The sequence below is a fragment of the Streptomyces hundungensis genome, assembly GCF_003627815.1.
GTDB classification, from domain to species: domain Bacteria; phylum Actinomycetota; class Actinomycetes; order Streptomycetales; family Streptomycetaceae; genus Streptomyces; species Streptomyces hundungensis_A.
The window spans coordinates 5,197,998-5,219,291 of record NZ_CP032698.1 but is presented as its reverse complement, the minus strand read 5'-3'; the positions used below and the strand labels follow the sequence as shown (position 1 = coordinate 5,219,291).

13 protein-coding genes and 3 rRNA genes are annotated in these 21,294 nt (G+C 67.7%); 6 read left to right on the top strand and 10 right to left on the bottom strand.

The genetic code is table 11. The features are described from left to right. Both mtrA and mtnA read right to left on the bottom strand, forming a co-directional pair. Positions 1 to 690: a two-component system response regulator MtrA gene (mtrA, locus tag DWB77_RS23165; protein WP_189389435.1), complete on the bottom strand. Its 690-nt coding sequence runs from the start codon at positions 688 to 690 to the stop codon at positions 1 to 3. A gap of 4 nt (positions 691 to 694) precedes the next feature. Next, a complete protein-coding gene (gene mtnA / locus DWB77_RS23160) occupies positions 695 to 1,843 on the bottom strand; it encodes an S-methyl-5-thioribose-1-phosphate isomerase (RefSeq protein WP_120723075.1) in 1,149 nt (382 codons plus the stop codon). A 164-nt stretch (positions 1,844 to 2,007) separates the two neighbouring features. On the opposite strand from mtnA, the gene DWB77_RS23155 reads away from it, so the two are divergent. Genes DWB77_RS23155 through DWB77_RS23135 form a run of 5 tightly spaced genes read left to right on the top strand, consistent with a single transcriptional unit; the run spans position 2,008 to position 7,436 of the window. Then, positions 2,008 to 3,258, top strand: a complete 1,251-nt coding sequence (locus DWB77_RS23155) for a glycerophosphoryl diester phosphodiesterase membrane domain-containing protein (protein WP_120723074.1) — start codon at positions 2,008 to 2,010, stop codon at positions 3,256 to 3,258. A gap of 4 nt (positions 3,259 to 3,262) precedes the next feature. Beyond that, a complete protein-coding gene (locus DWB77_RS23150) occupies positions 3,263 to 3,952 on the top strand; it encodes a DUF4129 domain-containing protein (RefSeq protein ID WP_120723073.1) in 690 nt (229 codons plus the stop codon). Further along, positions 3,949 to 5,136, top strand: a complete 1,188-nt coding sequence (locus DWB77_RS23145; protein ID WP_120723072.1) for a DUF4350 domain-containing protein — start codon at positions 3,949 to 3,951, stop codon at positions 5,134 to 5,136. Before DWB77_RS23150 ends, DWB77_RS23145 begins: the two co-directional genes overlap by 4 nt. Continuing rightward, entirely contained in the window at positions 5,133 to 6,116 is a 984-nt protein-coding gene (locus DWB77_RS23140; protein ID WP_120723071.1) for an AAA family ATPase, read from the top strand. Before DWB77_RS23145 ends, DWB77_RS23140 begins: the two co-directional genes overlap by 4 nt. A gap of 9 nt (positions 6,117 to 6,125) precedes the next feature. Beyond that, a complete protein-coding gene (locus DWB77_RS23135) occupies positions 6,126 to 7,436 on the top strand; it encodes a DUF58 domain-containing protein (RefSeq protein WP_120723070.1) in 1,311 nt (436 codons plus the stop codon). A 147-nt stretch (positions 7,437 to 7,583) separates the two neighbouring features. Here the strand turns inward: DWB77_RS23135 and rrf are convergent. From rrf to DWB77_RS23115, 4 genes are all read right to left on the bottom strand, one after another. Beyond that, positions 7,584 to 7,700: ribosomal RNA gene (rrf, locus tag DWB77_RS23130) — 5S ribosomal RNA — on the bottom strand. A gap of 90 nt (positions 7,701 to 7,790) precedes the next feature. Continuing rightward, positions 7,791 to 10,914: ribosomal RNA gene (locus DWB77_RS23125) — 23S ribosomal RNA — on the bottom strand. Between the two features lie 281 nt (positions 10,915 to 11,195). After that, positions 11,196 to 12,721: ribosomal RNA gene (locus tag DWB77_RS23120) — 16S ribosomal RNA — on the bottom strand. Together the 16S, 23S and 5S rRNA genes form the textbook arrangement of a ribosomal RNA operon. Positions 12,722 to 13,326: 605 nt before the next feature. After that, a complete protein-coding gene (locus DWB77_RS23115) occupies positions 13,327 to 14,334 on the bottom strand; it encodes a stage II sporulation protein M (RefSeq protein WP_120723069.1) in 1,008 nt (335 codons plus the stop codon). Between the two features lie 128 nt (positions 14,335 to 14,462). Between DWB77_RS23115 and DWB77_RS23110 the strand changes: the two genes are divergently transcribed. Then, positions 14,463 to 15,545 (top strand): RDD family protein, encoded by a 1,083-nt coding sequence (locus DWB77_RS23110; protein ID WP_120723068.1) that lies wholly within the window; start codon positions 14,463 to 14,465, stop codon positions 15,543 to 15,545. A gap of 175 nt (positions 15,546 to 15,720) precedes the next feature. On the opposite strand, the gene DWB77_RS23105 is transcribed toward DWB77_RS23110, so the two are convergent. The 4 genes from DWB77_RS23105 to manA form a co-directional block, all read right to left on the bottom strand. After that, positions 15,721 to 16,341 (bottom strand): hypothetical protein, encoded by a 621-nt coding sequence (locus DWB77_RS23105; protein WP_120723067.1) that lies wholly within the window; start codon positions 16,339 to 16,341, stop codon positions 15,721 to 15,723. Positions 16,342 to 16,566: 225 nt separating this feature from the next. Further along, complete coding sequence (gene ahcY, locus DWB77_RS23100) at positions 16,567 to 18,030, bottom strand: adenosylhomocysteinase (RefSeq protein WP_120723066.1); 1,464 nt, start codon at positions 18,028 to 18,030, stop codon at positions 16,567 to 16,569. An 832-nt stretch (positions 18,031 to 18,862) separates the two neighbouring features. Further along, a complete protein-coding gene (locus DWB77_RS23095) occupies positions 18,863 to 19,822 on the bottom strand; it encodes a cation diffusion facilitator family transporter (protein WP_120723065.1) in 960 nt (319 codons plus the stop codon). Positions 19,823 to 19,899: 77 nt separating this feature from the next. Continuing rightward, the gene (gene manA / locus DWB77_RS23090; RefSeq protein WP_120723064.1) at positions 19,900 to 21,066 is read right to left on the bottom strand and encodes a mannose-6-phosphate isomerase, class I; all 1,167 of its coding nucleotides are present in this window, start codon (positions 21,064 to 21,066) and stop codon (positions 19,900 to 19,902) included. Positions 21,067 to 21,294: the final 228 nt, after the last annotated feature.

Below are 21,294 nucleotides of genomic sequence, written 5' to 3'. Positions count from 1 at the left end.
TCAGCTCGGTCCTGCCTTGTAACCGACCCCGCGGACGGTCACCACGATCTCCGGCCGCTCGGGGTCCTTCTCGACCTTCGAGCGGAGCCGCTGGACATGCACATTGACCAGGCGGGTGTCCGCCGCGTGACGGTAGCCCCAGACCTGTTCGAGGAGTACTTCTCGAGTGAACACCTGCCACGGCTTTCGGGCGAGCGCGACCAGCAGGTCGAACTCGAGTGGGGTCAGTGCGATCGACTGCCCGTCCCGCTTCACCGAGTGACCGGCCACGTCGATGACCAGATCGCCGATGGCGAGCTGCTCCGGTGCCGGCTCCTCGGACCGGCGCAGCCGGGCCCGGATCCGGGCGACCAGCTCCTTCGGCTTGAACGGCTTCACGATGTAGTCGTCGGCCCCTGATTCCAGGCCGACCACCACATCCACGGTGTCGCTCTTGGCGGTGAGCATGACGATCGGCACACCCGACTCGGCCCTGATCAGCCTGCACACCTCGATGCCGTCCCGTCCGGGCAGCATGAGATCGAGCAGCACCAGGTCGGGCTTGGCGTCACGGAATGCCGCCAGTGCCTTGTCGCCATCCGCTACGAACGACGGCTCAAAACCTTCTCCACGCAACACAATGCCGAGCATCTCGGCCAGTGCGGTGTCGTCGTCGACGACAAGGACGCGTCCCTTCATAAACGTCATCATCCCATTAGCTAATCGTTACCTGGCGTGACCTGGCACACAGCTCCCTCAGCCCGCCGCCTGTCACCGGGGACAGCACACCCTCCTCCGTGACGATCGCCGTGACCAGTTCCGGCGGTGTCACATCGAAGGCGGGGTTGTACGCCTGGGTCCCCAGCGGGGCCACGGAGTGTCCGGAACCGGACCCCCAGCCACTGCCCGGAACCTGCGGCGCAGTGAACTCTGTCACCTCTTGGCCGGGCCGCTGTTCGACCTCGATCGAAGCGCCGTCCGGGGTCTCCAGATCCACGGTGGTGACGGGCGCGACCACGATGAACGGCACGTGGTGGTACTTGGCGAGCACGGCGAGCGGATAGCTTCCCACCTTGTTCGCCACCGAGCCGTCGGCGGCGATGCGGTCGGCGCCGATGAGGACGGCGTCCACCTCCCCCGCCGCGAACAGGGAGCCGGCCGCATTGTCGCTCAGCAGGCTGTACGCCATCCCGCTGCCCGCCGCCTCGTACGCCGTCAGCCGCGCGCCCTGGAGCAGCGGCCGCGTCTCGTCGACCCACAGGCGACGCAACCGGCCGGCCCGGTGCGCGGCCAGCGCGACCGCGAAGGCGGTGCCCTCGCCTCCGGACACCAGTCGGCCGGTGTTGCAGTGGGTGAGGACGCGGTGGCTGCCGCCCGGCAGCAGCTCGTCGAGGAGCGCGAGCCCATGCCGCGCCATCCGGGCGCTGGCCTCGGCGTCCGCACGGTGCAGTGCCTTGGCGGCTCCCAGCGCCGCGGCCCCGGCCTCGGCAGGTCCCGCGCCCTTCTCCGCCGCGGCCCGGTACGCCCCGGCGGCCAGCCGCACCCCGTACCCCAGGTTGACCGCGGTGGGCCGTGCCCCCGCGAGCAGCGCCGCCGCCTCATCCACGTCGTAGCCGCGGGCCGCGGCCAGCGCCACCCCGTAGGCCCCGGCGATGCCGAGCAGCGGGGCGCCGCGTACCGCCAGCTTCTGGATGGCCAGCACCAGCCCCGGCACATCCGTGCAGACCAGCTCGACTTCCTCTGCGGGCAGCCGGGTCTGGTCCAGCAGGACCAGCACGGGCCCCTCCGGTGGCTCGTCCCAGCGCAGCGACGGTATTCCCGAGGGGCCGGGCCCCATGGTGGTTCGCACGTCCTGATCAGCCATCCGCCCAGTCTGCCCCGTAAGCAGCCGACAAAAGAAGGTGCCAGCGGGATACGGGGGGTACGGGGGCCGGTCACTGGCCGGGATCCACGTGACACCATGGCAGCCAACCCGAAGCAACCGGCGTGCGCAGCCGGTTCCGCGACCAAGCCACGAGGTGGACGACCGTGAATGACTCCCCGGGCTGGGCCTCGCCCGGATCGGCCCCCTCCGACGGTGACCACTCCGGCACGCCCGCGACACCGGAGCCCTCGGACGACCGGGCCCGCGCCGCCTCCAAGTGGTCGCAGGAGCAGCCCCCGGCCGCCCAGTGGTCCTCGCCGGGCGCCGACCCGTCGTCCCCGCAGCAGGGCCAGGGCCAGGGCTGGGGCACACCGCCGCAGGGCCCGGGCTGGGGACAGGTGCCGACGCAGCCGCCGGGCGGCAACTGGAACCAGAACTACGGCCGTCCGCCCGCCGCCAAGCCGGGCGTCATCCCGCTGCGTCCCCTGGGCGTCGGCGAGATCCTCGACGGCGCGGTCTCCAGCGCCCGCGCCCACTGGCGGACGGTTCTCGGCCTCACCCTGGTCGTCGCCGTGGTCTCCCAGATCGCCCAGATCCTGGCCACCCGCTTCATCCTGCCGACGCCGACCGCGTTCGACCCGGACGCCACCGGCAGCGAATCCGTCCGCCAGGCCTTCGACGCCATGCTGTCCGGCCTGGTCGACCTCGTTCCGCCCCTGATCATCGGTCAGTTCGCCACGCTGTTCACGACGGCCGTGCTGACCATCGTGGTCAGCCGCTCCGTGCTCGGCCGGCCGGTGTCCCTGGGCGACGCCTGGGCCGAGGCCCGCCCCCGGCTGCTGAGCCTGCTCGGTCTGCTGGCCCTCGTGTTCGTCATGTGCGGCGGAATCATCGCCATCGGCGTGCTGCCCGGGGCGCTCCTCGGCGGGGCCGGCGGCGCCGCGCTGGCCGTGCTCGGCGGTCTGGCCACGTCCGTGGTCGCGCTGTGGCTCTACATCCGCTTCTGCCTCGCCGCCCCGGCCCTGATGCTGGAACGGCAGAGCATCGTCCAGTCCCTGCGCCGCTCCGCGAAGCTGGTCAACGGCTCCTGGTGGCGCATCCTGGGCGTCACCCTGCTGACGTCCGTCCTGGTCTCCATCGTCTCGATGATCATCATGATGCCGTTCACCTTCGGTGCGGCCGCGGCGGACAGCAACTCCCTTCGCAGCCTCCTCGACGGAAACACCCCCGATTTCAGCTGGCCCTACCTGATCATCTCCGGCGTGGGAGCCGTGATCGGGTCCGCGATCACCTACCCCATCGTGGCCGGCGTCAGCGTCCTGCTCTACATCGACCAGCGGATCCGCCGCGAGGCCCTCGACATGGAACTGGCGCGCGCCGCAGGCATTCCCGGCTACGAAACACCCGGGAGCTGATGCAGTGTCAGGAGCGGGGGGGTTCATCACGGCACGAGTACTGACCGGCGCTTCCGGCACGCCTCCGGTGGACATCGGACGCGATCGGGCACGCGAGGCGGCCCAGCGCGAACTGTCCGACCCGGCGTACCACCAGCACGACCCGAGTCTCCTCCAGCGTGCCCTCGACAAGTTCTGGGACTGGATCGGATCGCTCTTCGACTCGGCGTCCGGGGCCACCCCGGGCGGTCCGCTCGGCCTGATCGTGCTCGCCGTCTTCGTCATCGGCCTGGTCGCCGCCCTGTGGTGGCGGCTCGGCACCCCGCAGCGGGCCATCTCCTCGGGCGGCACCGTCTTCGACGACCGCCCGCGCAGCGCCGCGGAGCACCGCGCCGCGGCCGAGGCACATGCCAACGCCTTCCGCTGGAACGCGGCCGTCCAGGAGCGGATGCGCGCCATCGTCCGCGCACTCGAAGAACGCGCCCTCCTCGATCCCCGCCCCGGCCGGACCGCCGACGAGGCCGCCGCCGAAGCGGGCCGCCCGCTGCCCGGCCATGCCGTCCGACTCCGCGCCGCAGCCCGGGCGTTCGACGACGTCACATACGGCGGCCGCACCGCCGACGAGGCGACATACATACGGCTGCGCGACCTCGACCGGGACCTCGACGCCGCGAAGCCCGCGCTGAGCGACGCACCCCAAGGGGCCACCGCATGACCGCCACGACGGCCGCCCCCACCTCCACCTCGGCCACCGCCCGCCAGGTGTGGACCCGCACCCGCGGACTCGTCCTCGCTCTCGTCATCCTCATAGCCGCCGGCATCGCCATCGCCGCACTGCACACCACCAACTCCCAGCACGGCGGCCTCGATCCGCGCTCCGCGGACCAGAACGGCACCCGGGCCGTCGCTCAGCTCCTCACCTCCCAGGGCGTGTCCACCCGCGTGGTCACCACCCTCGACGAGGCGACGGCCGCCGCCGGCCCCGACACCACCCTCCTGATCACGGTCCCCGACCTCCTGACCGAGGGCCAGCAGCGCCAACTCCGCGCCGCCACCGCCGAATCCGGTGGCCGTACGATCCTCATCGCCCCCACCGCGCCGTCGCTCGGCGTCCTCGCCCCTGACGTACACGCCGAGGGCCCCGCCTCCGTCAAGCCGCGCGACCCCGGCTGCACCCAGCCCGCCGCGACCAAGGCGGGCCGCGCGAGCACCGGAGGCGTCCGCTACTCGGCCCCCGACGAGCGCAGCGACGGCTGCTACCCGGCCGCCGGCCTCCCCACCGTGCTCCGCATCCCCGGCCCCGGCCAGGGCGACACCGTCCTGCTCGGCGCCCCGGACCTTCTCGTCAATGACCACCTCGACGAGGAGGGCAACGCCTCCCTCGCCCTGCACCTGCTCGGCACTCGCCCCCATCTGGTCTGGTACCTCCCCTCCCTGGGTGACGCTTCGGCCACCGACGGCGGCACACGCTCGTTCTTCGACCTGATCCCGTCCGGATGGCTCTGGGCCACCCTCCAACTCGCCCTCGCCGCCGCACTGGCCGCGATCTGGCGGGCCCGCCGACTCGGCCCGCTCGTCACCGAGCGACTCCCGGTCGCCGTCCGCGCCTCCGAGGCGACCGAAGGCCGCGCCCGCCTCTACCGCAAGGCCAACGCCCGCGACCGCGCGGCCCAAACCCTGCGCTCCGCCAGCCGCACCCGCCTGGCTCCCCTCCTCGGCGTCGCCGCCTCGGCAGCGCACTCCCCCGACGTTCTCATCCCGGCCGTCTCCACCCGGATCCCCGCGACCGGCCGTGACCCCCTTTCCCTGCTCTTCGGCCCAACCCCGGCCGACGACGCCGCACTTGTCCGCCTCGCGGACGAACTGGACGCCCTCGAAAGAGAGGTACGCACTTCATGAGCGACCGCACCCCGGAGCCCACAGCGACCCCGGACGACGCCCGCGCTTCCCTCGAAGCCCTGCGCGCCGAGATCGCCAAGGCCGTCGTCGGCCAGGACTCCGCCGTCACCGGCCTCGTTGTCGCCCTCCTGTGCCGCGGCCATGTGCTGCTCGAAGGCGTACCGGGCGTCGCCAAGACCCTCCTGGTGCGGGCCCTGGCCGCCTCCCTCCAACTCGACACGAAGCGCGTCCAGTTCACCCCCGATCTGATGCCGAGCGACGTCACCGGCTCGCTCATCTACGACGCCCGTACGGCGGAGTTCTCCTTCCAGCCCGGGCCGGTGTTCACCAATCTGCTGCTCGCGGACGAGATCAACCGGACCCCGCCGAAGACCCAGTCGTCCCTGCTCGAAGCCATGGAGGAGCGTCAGGTCACGGTGGACGGCACGCCGCGTCTCCTGCCCGACCCGTTCCTGGTGGCCGCCACCCAGAACCCGGTCGAGTACGAGGGCACGTACCCTCTGCCCGAGGCCCAACTGGACCGCTTCCTGCTGAAGTTGACGGTCCCGCTGCCCTCCCGCCAGGACGAGATGGACGTCCTGGCCCGGCACGCGATCGGCTTCAACCCCCGCGACTTGAAGGGGGCGGGGCTGCGCCCCGTGGCCGGCCCGGCAGACCTCGAAGCCGCCCGCGCCGCCGTCGCCAAGACCTCGGTCTCACCCGAGATCACCGGCTATGTCGTCGATATCTGTCGTGCCACGCGTGAATCCCCCTCGCTCAGCCTCGGGGTCTCCCCGCGAGGCGCCACCGCCCTGCTCTCCACGGCCCGGGCCTGGGCCTGGCTCACCGGACGGGACTACGTCATCCCGGACGATGTGAAAGCCCTGGCACTCCCCACACTTCGCCACCGCGTCCAACTGCGCCCAGAAGCCGAGATGGAGGGCGTCACCGCCGACTCCGTCATCACTTCCGTCCTCGCCCACGTCCCCGTGCCCCGCTGAGGCGACCCCATGGCCCTCACCGGACGCTCCGCACTCCTGGCCGCCATCGGTTCCCTCCCGGTCGGTGTCTTCGCCCCGGGCTGGACCGGGATGCTCGCGGTCAATGCTCCCCTTGCACTCGCAATTCTGTGCGACTACGCCTGCGCCGCGCCAGTGCGAAAGCTCCAGTTCACCCGAAGTGGTGATACATCCGTTCGACTGGGTGACGCGGCCACGGTGTCCCTCACCGTCACCAACCCGTCGAACCGGCGCCTCCGCGCCCAGCTCAGAGACGCCTGGCCCCCCAGCAGCTGGTCGTCCGAAGCCGAACAGGCCGCCTCCCGGCACCCGTTGACGGTCCCGGCCGGCGAACGCAGCCGCTTGACCACACCCCTGCGTCCAACACGCCGGGGCGACCGCCAGGCGGACCGCGTCACGGTCCGCTCGTACGGCCCCCTCGGCCTGGCCGCCCGCCAGGGCAGCCATCAGGTCCCCTGGTCGGTACGCGTCCTACCGCCGTTCACCAGCCGCAAGCACCTGCCGTCCCGCCTGGCCCGGCTCCGCGAACTCGACGGCCGCACCAGTGTGTTGACCCGCGGCGAAGGCACCGAATTCGACAGCCTCCGCGAGTACGTTCCCGGCGACGACACCCGCTCCATCGACTGGCGGGCCACCGCCCGCAACAACAACGTCGCCGTACGCACCTGGCGACCGGAACGCGACCGCCATGTCCTCATCGTCCTCGACACCGGCCGAACCGCAGCCGGCCGCGTCGGTGACGTACCCCGTCTCGACGCTGCCATGGACGCCGGACTCCTCCTCGCCGCCCTCGCCTCCCGAGCCGGCGACCGGGTCGACCTCCTCGCCTACGACCGACGCGTACGCGCCCGGGTCCAGGGACGAGCCGCAGGCGAGCTGCTGCCCGCGCTGGTCAACGCGATGGCCCCGCTCGAAGCGTCCCTGATCGAAACCGACGCCCGCGGCCTCAGCGCAGCGGCCCTCACCCACGCACCCCGCCGCTCCCTCATCGTCCTGCTCACCAGCCTGGACACCGCGGCGGTCGAGGAGGGCCTGCTCCCCGTACTGCCCCAACTCACCCAGCGTCATACGGTCCTGGTGGCAGCGGTGGCCGATCCGTACATCAAGCACATGGCGGCCGCGCGCGGGGACGTCGAGGCGGTGTACGCGTCCGCAGCAGCCGCCCAAACACAGGAACAGCGCCGCCGCACGGCCGACAAACTGAGGCGCCACGGCGTCACCGTGGTCGACGCCACCCCCGACGAACTGGCCCCCGCTCTGGCCGACGCCTACCTCGACCTGAAAGCGGCGGGCCGCCTGTAGCACGCGAGAAGACGGAGGAGGGGGCGGGGCTTTCCCCGCCCCCTCCTCAAAAAGCAACGCTTGACAAATTACCCGCCGTGAACGCGAAAAAGCCCCGCACCGTGACCGTATTTCTACGGTCTGGTGCGGGGCTTTCCCCTAAAATTTGTTCGGCGGCGTCCTACTCTCCCACAGGGTCCCCCCTGAAGTACCATCGGCGCTGAAAGGCTTAGCTTCCGGGTTCGGAATGTAACCGGGCGTTTCCCTAACGCTATGACCACCGAAACACTATGAAGTTGAACTCAACCGGCACACACCCAACAGGGCATGCGGGAGTTCATTGCTTCAGAACAAACACAGTGGACGCGAGCAACTGAGGACAAGCCCTCGGCCTATTAGTACCAGTCAGCTCCACCCGTTACCGGGCTTCCACATCTGGCCTATCAACCCAGTCGTCTACTGGGAGCCTTACCCTCTCAAGGAGGTGGGAACACTCATCTCGAAGCAGGCTTCCCGCTTAGATGCTTTCAGCGGTTATCCTTTCCGAACGTAGCCAACCAGCCATGCCCTTGGCAGGACAACTGGCACACCAGAGGTTCGTCCGTCCCGGTCCTCTCGTACTAGGGACAGCCCTTCTCAATGTTCCTGCGCGCGCAGCGGATAGGGACCGAACTGTCTCACGACGTTCTAAACCCAGCTCGCGTACCGCTTTAATGGGCGAACAGCCCAACCCTTGGGACCGACTCCAGCCCCAGGATGCGACGAGCCGACATCGAGGTGCCAAACCATCCCGTCGATATGGACTCTTGGGGAAGATCAGCCTGTTATCCCCGGGGTACCTTTTATCCGTTGAGCGACGGCGCTTCCACAAGCCACCGCCGGATCACTAGTCCCGACTTTCGTCCCTGCTCGACCCGTCGGTCTCACAGTCAAGCTCCCTTGTGCACTTACACTCAACACCTGATTGCCAACCAGGCTGAGGGAACCTTTGGGCGCCTCCGTTACTCTTTAGGAGGCAACCGCCCCAGTTAAACTACCCATCAGACACTGTCCCTGATCCGGATCACGGACCGAGGTTAGACATCCAGCACGACCAGAGTGGTATTTCAACGACGACTCCACAACCACTGGCGTGGCCGCTTCAAAGTCTCCCACCTATCCTACACAAGCCGAACCGAACACCAATATCAAACTGTAGTAAAGGTCCCGGGGTCTTTCCGTCCTGCTGCGCGAAACGAGCATCTTTACTCGTAGTGCAATTTCACCGGGCCTATGGTTGAGACAGTCGAGAAGTCGTTACGCCATTCGTGCAGGTCGGAACTTACCCGACAAGGAATTTCGCTACCTTAGGATGGTTATAGTTACCACCGCCGTTTACTGGCGCTTAAGTTCTCAGCTTCGCCACACCGAAATGTGACTAACCGGTCCCCTTAACGTTCCAGCACCGGGCAGGCGTCAGTCCGTATACATCGCCTTACGGCTTCGCACGGACCTGTGTTTTTAGTAAACAGTCGCTTCTCGCTGGTCTCTGCGGCCACCCCCAGCTCACCGAGTAAATCGGATCACCAGTGATGGCCCCCCTTCTCCCGAAGTTACGGGGGCATTTTGCCGAGTTCCTTAACCATAGTTCACCCGAACGCCTCGGTATTCTCTACCTGACCACCTGAGTCGGTTTAGGGTACGGGCCGCCATGAAACTCGCTAGAGGCTTTTCTCGACAGCATAGGATCATCCACTTCACCACAATCGGCTCGGCATCAGGTCTCAGCCTTAATGTGCGACGGATTTGCCTACCGCACGGCCTACACCCTTACCCCGGGACAACCACCGCCCGGGCTGGACTACCTTCCTGCGTCACCCCATCGCTTACCTACTACAAGTCTGGGTCACCGGCTCCACCACTTTCCTTTCCCCGAAGGGTCCGGAACGGCTTCACGGGCTTAGCATCGCCTGATTCGATACTGGGCGTTTCAAAGCGGGTACCGGAATATCAACCGGTTGTCCATCGACTACGCCTGTCGGCCTCGCCTTAGGTCCCGACTTACCCTGGGCAGATCAGCTTGACCCAGGAACCCTTAGTCAATCGGCGCACACGTTTCTCACGTGTGTATCGCTACTCATGCCTGCATTCTCACTCGTGAACCGTCCACCACTAGCTTCCGCTGCGGCTTCACCCGGCACACGACGCTCCCCTACCCATCCCAGCCCCCGTTGGGGGTATGTGCTGGAATGACACGACTTCGGCGGTACGCTTGAGCCCCGCTACATTGTCGGCGCGGAATCACTTGACCAGTGAGCTATTACGCACTCTTTCAAGGGTGGCTGCTTCTAAGCCAACCTCCTGGTTGTCTCTGCGACTCCACATCCTTTCCCACTTAGCGTACGCTTAGGGGCCTTAGTCGATGCTCTGGGCTGTTTCCCTCTCGACCATGGAGCTTATCCCCCACAGTCTCACTGCCGCGCTCTCACTTACCGGCATTCGGAGTTTGGCTAAGGTCAGTAACCCGGTAGGGCCCATCGCCTATCCAGTGCTCTACCTCCGGCAAGAAACACACGACGCTGCACCTAAATGCATTTCGGGGAGAACCAGCTATCACGGAGTTTGATTGGCCTTTCACCCCTAACCACAGGTCATCCCCCAGGTTTTCAACCCTGGTGGGTTCGGTCCTCCACGACCTCTTACAGCCGCTTCAACCTGCCCATGGCTAGATCACTCCGCTTCGGGTCTAGAGCGTGCAACTCAATCGCCCTGTTCGGACTCGCTTTCGCTACGGCTTCCCCACACGGGTTAACCTCGCTACACACCGCTAACTCGCAGGCTCATTCTTCAAAAGGCACGCAGTCACGACTGTATGTGCAAGCACATACAGCGACGCTCCCACGGCTTGTAGGCACACGGTTTCAGGTACTATTTCACTCCGCTCCCGCGGTACTTTTCACCATTCCCTCACGGTACTATCCGCTATCGGTCACCAGGGAATATTTAGGCTTAGCGGGTGGTCCCGCCAGATTCACACGGGATTTCTCGGGCCCCGTGCTACTTGGGTGTCTCTCAAACGAGCCGTTGATGTTTCAGCTACGGGGGTCTTACCCTCTACGCCGGACCTTTCGCATGTCCTTCGCCTACACCAACGGTTTCTGACTCGCCTCACAGCCGGCAGACTGTGAAAGAGAGATCCCACAACCCCGCATGCGCAACCCCTGCCGGGTATCACACGCATACGGTTTGGCCTCATCCGGTTTCGCTCGCCACTACTCCCGGAATCACGGTTGTTTTCTCTTCCTGAGGGTACTGAGATGTTTCACTTCCCCTCGTTCCCTCCACATACCCTATGTGTTCAGGTATGGGTGACAGCCCATGACGACTGCCGGGTTTCCCCATTCGGAAACCCCCGGATCAAAGCCTGGTTGACGGCTCCCCGGGGACTATCGTGGCCTCCCACGTCCTTCATCGGTTCCTGGTGCCAAGGCATCCACCGTGCGCCCTTAAAAACTTGGCCACAGATGCTCGCGTCCACTGTGCAGTTCTCAAACAACGACCAGCCACCCACCACCCCGAACCAAACGGTTCGAGTTCACTGGGGCCGGCACTGAAGGCAGCCTTTCGGCCGTACCTTCAGATACCCAACAGCGTGCCCGGTCCAGCCAGTTGATGTGTTCGCTTTCCACGCCGAAGCAGTACTCGCAAACCCACCGATCCAACTGGTGCCGAATAGTCAACGTTCCACCCATGAGCTGACCGTGTAGAACATGTGTCTACAGACGGTGCTGTGCTCCTTAGAAAGGAGGTGATCCAGCCGCACCTTCCGGTACGGCTACCTTGTTACGACTTCGTCCCAATCGCCAGTCCCACCTTCGACAGCTCCCTCCCACAAGGGGTTGGGCCACCGGCTTCGGGTGTTACCGACTTTCGTGACGTGACGGGCGGTGTGTACAAGGCCCGGGAACGTATTCACCGCAGCAATGCTGATCTGCGATTACTAGCAACTCCGACTTCATGGGGTCGAGTTGCAGACCCCAATCCGAACTGAGACCGGCTTTTTGAGATTCGCTCCGCCTCGCGGCATCGCAGCTCTTTGTACCGGCCATTGTAGCACGTGTGCAGCCCAAGACATAAGGGGCATGATGACTTGACGTCGTCCCCACCTTCCTCCGAGTTGACCCCGGCAGTCTCCTGTGAGTCCCCATCACCCCGAAGGGCATGCTGGCAACACAGAACAAGGGTTGCGCTCGTTGCGGGACTTAACCCAACATCTCACGACACGAGCTGACGACAGCCATGCACCACCTGTATACCGACCACAAGGGGGCGACTATCTCTAGCCGTTTCCGGTATATGTCAAGCCTTGGTAAGGTTCTTCGCGTTGCGTCGAATTAAGCCACATGCTCCGCTGCTTGTGCGGGCCCCCGTCAATTCCTTTGAGTTTTAGCCTTGCGGCCGTACTCCCCAGGCGGGGAACTTAATGCGTTAGCTGCGGCACCGACGACGTGGAATGTCGCCAACACCTAGTTCCCAACGTTTACGGCGTGGACTACCAGGGTATCTAATCCTGTTCGCTCCCCACGCTTTCGCTCCTCAGCGTCAGTAATGGCCCAGAGATCCGCCTTCGCCACCGGTGTTCCTCCTGATATCTGCGCATTTCACCGCTACACCAGGAATTCCGATCTCCCCTACCACACTCTAGCTAGCCCGTATCGAATGCAGACCCGGGGTTAAGCCCCGGGCTTTCACATCCGACGTGACAAGCCGCCTACGAGCTCTTTACGCCCAATAATTCCGGACAACGCTTGCGCCCTACGTATTACCGCGGCTGCTGGCACGTAGTTAGCCGGCGCTTCTTCTGCAGGTACCGTCACTTTCGCTTCTTCCCTGCTGAAAGAGGTTTACAACCCGAAGGCCGTCATCCCTCACGCGGCGTCGCTGCATCAGGCTTTCGCCCATTGTGCAATATTCCCCACTGCTGCCTCCCGTAGGAGTCTGGGCCGTGTCTCAGTCCCAGTGTGGCCGGTCGCCCTCTCAGGCCGGCTACCCGTCGTCGCCTTGGTAGGCCATTACCCCACCAACAAGCTGATAGGCCGCGGGCTCATCCTTCACCGCCGGAGCTTTTAACCCCTCAAGATGCCCTGAGGAGTGTTATCCGGTATTAGACCCCGTTTCCAGGGCTTGTCCCAGAGTGAAGGGCAGATTGCCCACGTGTTACTCACCCGTTCGCCACTAATCCACCCCGAAGGGCTTCATCGTTCGACTTGCATGTGTTAAGCACGCCGCCAGCGTTCGTCCTGAGCCAGGATCAAACTCTCCATGAATGTTTACCCGTAATCGGGTGCACACATCACGTAAGAGCGGGACGGAACCGCCGGAATAAGGCGGCCCGTCCACAGCGTCCTCGCTGTGTAATCGCCTGCCGACCGTGAAGGCCGACAGGACTTTTCAAAGGAACCTCGATCCACCGGAGTGGATACGGGGTTGTCAATCTGGCGTTGACTTTTGGCACGCTGTTGAGTTCTCAAGGAACGGACGCTTCCTTTGTACTCACCCTCTCGGGCTTTCCTCCGGGCGCTTCCCTTCGGCATTTCGTGTTTCCAGCTTAGCAGATCCGATTTCCGTTTCTGCCACCCGCTGGAGCGGGCTGCCGAATTGGTTTTGGCTTTCGCGTTTTCCTTTCCGGCGATTCCGACTCTATCAGAAGTCATTCGACCGATCGAATCGGCTTCATTTGCTTCGAATGGTGAATCGGAATGGCTCATCACTCGGAAATTCAATTTCCGGGGAGAGCGAGAGAGATGTTAGTCAGTGCTGTCGAGCTTGTCCAGCCCGTGGCAACCGTTTGAATCTACCTCCCCACGCGAACCGTGTCAACGGTTTTTGTGGGCGAAGGGGACAGTAGCAGGTCAGAGGCGTCGTACGCACATCACGCGGCCGTCGGGAGTTCGGCGCTGCGGCCCGTTTCCTCGACGTCGCCCACCTCCCCGGCCCGTACGGCTCGGCCGCCCAGGACGTAGACGTAGACCAGGAACGCCAGCTCGGCGGCGATGCCCAGGGTGATTCGGGCCCAGGTCGGGAGGCCGGAGGGGGTCACGAAGCCCTCGATCATCCCGGAGACGAACAGCACCAGGGCCAGTCCGATCGCCATGCCCAGCGCTGCCCGGCCCTGTTCCGCCAGGGCCGCTCGGCGGGTGCGCGGGCCCGGGTCCACCACGGTCCAGCCGAGACGCAGGCCCGTACCCGCGGCGACGAAGACCGCCGTCAGCTCCAGGAGGCCGTGCGGCAGGACCAGGCCGAGGAAGGTGTCGAGGCGGCCGGCCGAGGACATGAGGCCGATGCCGACGCCCAGGTTGAGCATGTTGAGGAGCAGGATCCAGAGGACGGGGATGCCCAGGAACGCGCCCAGGACCAGGCACATCGCGGTTGCCTGGGCGTTGTTCGTCCAGACCTGCGCCGCGAAGGATGCCGCCGGGTGGCTCGAGTAGTAGGTCTCGTACTCGCCGCCCGGCCTAGTCATCTGGCGCAGGGCGTCAGGGGCGGCGAGCGCGGACTGGACCTCGGGGTGGGTGGCGATCCACCAGCCGATGACCGCGGAGACCCCGATGGAGATCAGGGCTGTCGGGATCCACCAGCGGCGCGAGCGGTAGACGGCCGCGGGGAAGCCCGCCGTGAGGAATCGGGCCGCGTCACGCCAGCTCGCGCGGCGGGTGCCGGTCACGGTGGAGCGTGCGCGGGCCACCAGTTGGGTCAGCCGGGCCGTGAGCTGGGGGTCCGGGGCGGTCGTCTGTATGAGGGAGAGATGGGTCGAGGTGCGCTGGTAGAGCGTCACCAACTCGTCCGCCTCGGCGCCCGTGAGGCGGCGGCCGCGGCGCAGGAGGTGTTCGAGTCGGTCCCACTCCGTGTGGTGGGCGGTCACGAAGACGTCGAGGTCCATGTTCTGCTGCTGCTCCAGGCACTGGGTGCGTACGGTCCGTACTACTGCGGCGCGCTGCGGGCCAGCTTGGCAGACTGGGGGGATCCGAGGGTGGGGCAGGTCGTCGTGTGTGAGGGGTGGGGTATCGAGTGAGCGCGCTGGTCACGGGGGATGCGGTCGTACTGGGGCTGCGGCCTGCGCGGTTGCCGAGTCGGGCATTGGCGTTGGTGATTGATCTGGCTGTGGTGTGGGCGGCCTACATATTGGTTTCGTTGATCATGTTGCTGGCCACCGCTTCCATGGATGACGCCGCCCAGGCTGCGATAACGGTGTCCCTCTTCCTGCTCGTGCTGGTCGGTGCGCCCATCGCCGTCGAGACGCTGACGCACGGGCGGTCGCTGGGGAAGCTGGCCTGCGGACTGCGAGTGGTGCGGGACGACGGCGGGCCCATCCGGTTTCGGCACGCGCTGGTGCGCGGGGCCATGGGGGTCGTCGAGATCCTGCTGACGTTCGGGATCGTGGGCTGCATCGCCTCGCTCGTCTCCGCACGCGGGCGGCGCCTCGGGGATGTGTTCGCGGGGACGTTGGTCGTGCGCGAGCGGGTTTCCTCGGGATGGGCCGCGGCCGTTCCGCCGCCCCCGCCGTGGCTGGTGGGGCGGTTCGCCGGGCTTGATCTGTCGCGCGTGCCGGACGGGCTGTGGCTGGCGGTGCGCCAGTACCTGACGCGGATGCGGCAGCTCGACCCGCAGGTGAGCTGGACGATGTCGGTTCGCCTGGCCGAGGAGATGGCGGCTTGCACGGGTGCGCCGGCGCCCGGAGGTGTACCGCCTGCCGCGTATCTGGCCGCTGTGGTGAGTGAGCGTCAGGCTCGTGATGCACGGCGGGCGTTCGGGTCGGTACGTCCGGGCGTCGTCGGGCCGGGAGTTCAGGGGGCGTGGGCGGGGCAGGGCATCGCCGCGGGCCCGCCCCTGCCGACCGCGCAACCCGGCGCAGGCGCGCCCCCGCAGGCCGCTCAACCTGCTCAACCCGCTCAGAGCTGGGCGCCATTGGGCCGGTCCGCGTCGGGTGGTTCGGGTGGGGCTGGCAGGCCTGAGGTGGTGGCTGGGGCAGGCAGTTGGGCTGGGCCGGGCGCCATGGTCGCGTCGCATGAGACGGACGCGTCGGCGGAACGGGCGGGCCGGGAAGGCGCCGAGGGCCCGGTGCGTTCGACCGGGTTCGCCCCGCCCGCCTAAGCCCGCCCAGGCCCGCACTGGGTTCGCCCTGGCCGCGTAGGCCCGGCCAGGCCCGCGCTGGGTTCGTCCCGGCCGCGTAGGCCCGGCCAGGCCCGCGCTGGGTTCGCCCCGGCCGCGTAGGCCCGCCCAGGCCCGCTGGGTTCGTCCTGGCAGCCGGCCGGGCCGGCCGTGCCAGTTACGGCACCGGGAACGTCGAGGGTGGGGATTCCAGGGATTCCAGCTCGATGCCGGGCGCCGCGAGGACGACGTCGCCGGCGATGTGGATGTTGTGCTGCTCCCCCGTGTCCAGGGCGCTGACCTGGTACTCGTCCACGATCAGGGGGCCATTGTCAGTGGCGTGCGCTTCACTTTTCAGCAGGGACCAGGACTGGTCGATCGTTCGGGGGGCGAGGACCGGGTCCGTGAAGGTGACGAGGCGGACGCGCGTCGTCGGGGACTGCGGGGTCAGGCGGAGCAGACGGGAGGTGGCGACGAGAAACGCGGGGGAACCGCCGGCGAAGGCGTGGGCGCGCACATTGCCTTCGGTGGCATGGGTCCCGGAAGGGTCCGTACGGACCCAGGTGACGCCGTCGAGCGCGGCGCCTCGTACCTGCCAGGCCGCGGCATGGAGTTCGAGGCGGATCGGTCGCCCGAGCTCGTCGAGTGCGAGGTCTACGGAGCCCGCGTGGTCTCCGGAGGGGGTGGTGCGCTGGGATACGTAGCGCCAGCCGGAAGGGCCGGGCGCGCAGTGGAAGTGTTCTTCGCCGAGAGGGGTGTGGTCGTGGGGATCGTGAAGCGAATATCGGCCGCGGGGCATGGGGTCTCGGGGTCCTCGGGAGTCAGGCGCTGACTCGGTGTGGAGCGGTATGGGGCAGGCCCCCGTCACGGGGGTGCGGGGGCCTGCCTCAGTACCGATGACATACCCGATGACGTACCGGTGGAGCCCGAGTGCCGGCGGAGGCCGGGTCGGCGGTGCCGTCAACTCCGGTGACTACAGGGCCCGTTGGGCCTGGCGGCCCTGTAGTCCTCGGGGTGTCGGGGCTCAGTAGCGGTAGTGGTCCGGCTTGTACGGGCCGTCGACCTCGACGCCGATGTACGCGGCCTGCTCCGGGCGGAGTTCGGTGAGCTTGACGCCCAGCGCGTCCAGGTGGAGGCGGGCGACCTTCTCGTCGAGGTGCTTGGGCAGCACGTAGACGTCGGTCGGGTACTCGGACGTCTTGGTGAACAGCTCGATCTGGGCCAGCGTCTGGTCCGCGAAGGAGTTGGACATGACGAAGGAGGGGTGACCGGTCGCGTTGCCGAGGTTCAGCAGGCGGCCCTCGGAGAGGACGATCAGCACCTTGCCGTCGGGGAAGGTCCAGGTGTGCACCTGGGGCTTGACCTCGTCCTTGACGACGCCGGGGATCTTGGCCAGGCCGGCCATGTCGATCTCGTTGTCGAAGTGGCCGATGTTCCCGACGATCGCCTGGTGCTTCATCTTGGCCATGTCGGCGGCCATGATGATGTCCTTGTTGCCCGTCGTGGTGATGAAGATGTCCGCCTTGTCGACGACCTCGTCAAGGGTCGTGACCTGGTAGCCGTCCATCGCCGCCTGGAGCGCGCAGATCGGGTCGATCTCGGTGACGATGACGCGGGCGCCCTGGCCGCGCAGGGACTCGGCGCAGCCCTTGCCGACGTCGCCGTAGCCGCACACAACCGCGGTCTTGCCGCCGATGAGGACGTCGGTGGCGCGGTTGATGCCGTCGATCAGGGAGTGGCGGCAGCCGTACTTGTTGTCGAACTTCGACTTCGTCACGGCGTCGTTCACGTTGATCGCCGGGAAGAGGAGGACGCCGTCGCGCATCATCTCGTAGAGGCGGTGGACACCGGTGGTGGTCTCCTCCGTCACGCCGCGGATCTCGGAGGCGAGCTGGGTCCACTTCTGGGGGTTCTCACCCAGGGTGCGGTTCAGCAGGGTGAGGATGTGGGCGTACTCCTCGGAGTCCGCCGTCGAGGGGTCCGGGGCCGCGCCGGCCTTCTCGAACTCGACGCCCTTGTGCACCAGGAGGGTGGCGTCGCCGCCGTCGTCCAGGATCATGTTCGGGCCGCCGGTGGGGGTGTTCGGCCAGGTCAGCGCCTGCTCCGTGCACCACCAGTACTCCTCGAGGGTCTCGCCCTTCCAGGCGTAGACCGGGACGCCGGCGGGGGCGTCCGGGGTGCCGTTCGGGCCGACCGCGATGGCGGCGGCGGCGTGGTCCTGGGTGGAGAAGATGTTGCAGGAGGCCCAGCGGACCTCGGCGCCGAGGGCGACCAGGGTCTCGATCAGCACGGCGGTCTGCACGGTCATGTGCAGGGAGCCGGTGATGCGGGCGCCGGCCAGCGGCTGCGTGGCGGCGTACTCCTTGCGGATCGACATCAGGCCGGGCATCTCGTGCTCGGCGAGGGTGATCTCCTTGCGGCCGAAGGCGGCGAGGGAGAGGTCGGCGACCTTGAAGTCCTGGCCGGCGCCGGTGGCGACAGTCGTCATGCGGGCTGCTCCTCGTGGGTTGGTGGCGAGGGTGGGTACGGCTGGTCTGCGGGCGCGGCGATGGGCATGGGAGTGCCCGAACGCGCTCGCAGCGCAGTCCGTCGGAGGCCCTCTCTCCCTCGGCCGGGTCCCACGGGGGACCGACCGACCGCCATCAGCAGCGACGTCTGGCTCTGGTCACGAATCTACACCGATCGGCCCAGCGAGCCCCAGCGTGCCTGGCCAGAAGCGGCGGTCGAGGCGAGATGACAGCGGGTCGGGCGGCAGGGCCCGGCGGACGTTCCGGGGGGAAGCGGACCCCGGGCTCTGGTGCCAGCTGGACCCCGGGCTCTCGGGGCGGGCTGCCCGCGGGCCCTAGGGCAGGCGGGCTCCGGACGGTCTGGGGGCAAGCGGACGCCGTGCCCTAGGGCAAGCGGACCCCGGGCTCTCGGGGCGAGCTGGGACCCGGGCTCTGAGGCAAGCGGGCTCCGGACGTTCCGGGGGGCAAGCGGACCCCGGGCTCTCGGGGCGAGCTGGGACCCGGGCTCTGAGGCAAGCGGGCTCCGGACGTTCCGGGGGGCAAGCGGACCCCGGGCTCTCGGGGCGAGCTGCCCCCGGGCCTTGGGGTCAGCTGGAACCAGGGCCCTACGGCAAGCGGACCCCGGACGGTCTGGGGGCAAGCCGGCCCCGGGCCCTCGGGCGAGCCGCACCCGGGCTCTCGGGGCGAGCTGGGACCCGGGCCCTGGGGCAAGCGGACCCCGGACCCTCGGGTGAGCCGGCCCCCGGACCCCGGCGAGCTGGGCCTGGGCCCTTGGACCCCCGGCCCACCGGCGAGATGGCCCCGCGGCCTGGGTCAGCGGCCGCCTGGGGTGGCCAGGGGGTCGGGGCCCGCTGCGGCTTCTTCCGCGCTGTAGATGTCCGGCTCCAGGTAGATGACCCGGGCGATCGGGACCGCTGCGCGCACGCGGGACTCGGCCGCGTTGATCGCCGTGGCGATCTCCTGGGCCGTGTCGTCGTGCTGGACGGCGATCTTGGCGGCCACGAGGAGCTCCTCGGGACCGAGGTGGAGCGTGCGCATGTGGATGACGGAGGTCACCGTGTCACCGTCCACGATGGCGGCCTTGATCTTCTCGACCTCCTCCGTGCCCGCCGACTCGCCCAGGAGCAGCGACTTGGTCTCGGCGGCCAGGACGATGGCGATGAGGATCAGCAGGATGCCGATGCAGAGCGTGCCGATGCCGTCCCAGACTCCGTCGCCGGTGGCCAGCGCGATGCCGACGCCCGCGAGGGCCAGGACCAGGCCGACCAGGGCGCCGAAGTCCTCCAGCAGGACGACCGGCAGCTCGGGCGCCTTGGCCCGGCGGATGAACTCCTTCCAGGACAGGCTGCCCCGGGTGACGTTCGATTCCTTGATCGCGGTACGGAAGGAGTAGCCCTCGGCGATGATGGCGAACACCAGGACCCCGACCGGCCAGTACCAGGCCTCGATCGCGTGCGGGTGCTTGATCTTCTCGTAGCCCTCGTAGACCGCGAACATGCCGCCGACGGAGAACAGCACGATCGAGACGAGGAACGCGTAGACGTAACGTTCGCGGCCGTAGCCGAAGGGGTGTTGCGGGGTCGCCTCGCGCTGGGCCTTCTTGCCGCCGACCAGCAGCAGGCCCTGGTTGCCGGAGTCGGCGAGCGAGTGGACGCTCTCCGCGAGCATCGACGACGAACCGCTGAACAGGAACGCCACGAACTTCGCCACCGCGATGGCGAGGTTGGCGCTCAGTGCCGCCACGATGGCCTTGGTTCCGCCTGACGCACTCATGGAGTTGCCGTCTTCCCTTCGTCGGTTGCCCCGGCGGGGCCGGCCGGTGCCGAACCCCGCGGCGGCACATTGTTACATCAGGCAACGACCGTGGCGCGGAACACGGTTCCCGTACCGGACAGTTCGGCCCGCTCCTCGGCGGGTACGAATACGGCTTCCCCCGGAGTCAGTGTCAATCCCCCGAGCGTGGGGTTGCCCGCGGTGCAGAGCACGATCTGTGGGGTGGCCGCGGTCAGCTCGGTGGGGGACGCGCCCTCGGCCCGTACGTGACGGGAGAGGCGGAACTCGTCGATCGGGGTCTCGTACAGCTCCTCGCCCGACGCCGAGGCCTCCGGGCGCAGCACGCCGGGGTCGTTCGGCTCGAAGCGGACGACGCGCAGCAGTTCGGGGACGTCGACGTGCTTGGGGGTCAGGCCGCAGCGCAGGACGTTGTCGGAGTTGGCCATGATCTCCACGCCGAGGCCGCCGAGGTAGGCGTGCGGCACCCCGGCGCCGAGGAACAGGGCCTCGCCGGGCTGGAGTTGGACGTGGTTGAGCAGCGTCGCCGCGAGGACGCCGGGGTCGCCCGGGAAGTGGTGTGCGAGGGAGGCGTACGCCTCGTACTGCGCGCCGCCGAGGCGGGTGCAGGCGGCGGCCAGTTCGGTCACGGTCGCCGCCATCTCGTGACGGTCGGCGGTCAGTACGGCCGTGAGGACCTCGCGCAGCGCCGCCTCCACGGGGTGGGCGCGCAGCAGGTCCACGTACGGCTTCAGCGAGTCGACCTCCAGGGCGGCCAGCACCCGCGCGCTTTCCTCCGGGTCGCGGAAGCCGCACAGGCCCTCGAACGGCGTGAGTGCGCAGATGAGTTCGGGCTTGTGGTTGGCGTCCCGGTAGTTGCGGTGCGGGGCGTCGATCGGGATTCCGGCCCGCTCCTCGGCCTCGTAACCCTCCTTGGCCTGCGCGAGGTCGGGGTGGACCTGGAGGGAGAGGGGCGCCCCGGCGGCGAGGACCTTGAACAGGAAGGGCAGGCGCGGGCCGAACCTGGCGAGTGCGGCGCGGCCCAGTTCGCCCGCCGGGTCCGCCGCGATCACCTCTGACAACGATGTCGCGCCGGTCCCCCGGTCGAGCCGCGACGGCGCGCCCGGGTGTGCCCCCATCCACATCTCCGCCTGGGGCCGACCGGTCGGGTCGATGCCGAGGAGTTCCGGGATGAGGGTGGTGGAGCCCCAGGCGTAGGGGCGGATGGTGTTGGTGAGACGGTCCATGGGTGGTCCTGTGATCCCTTTCGGTACCGGAGACGTTCCTCGGTTGCCTGCCGGGGCCCGCCGCCCCCTGGCAGCTCCTGGCTCCGGGGCGCGCACGGCGCGGTCCAGGAGCGGCGGGTCTAGGCGATGAGTTTGCGTGGGGCCCGTGATCAGGTCCCGGCTTGGTCGGGTCCCGGCATGGTCAGGCGTGGGCTTGGTCGGGTGTGGCCCTGGTAAGCCGTGGCCCTG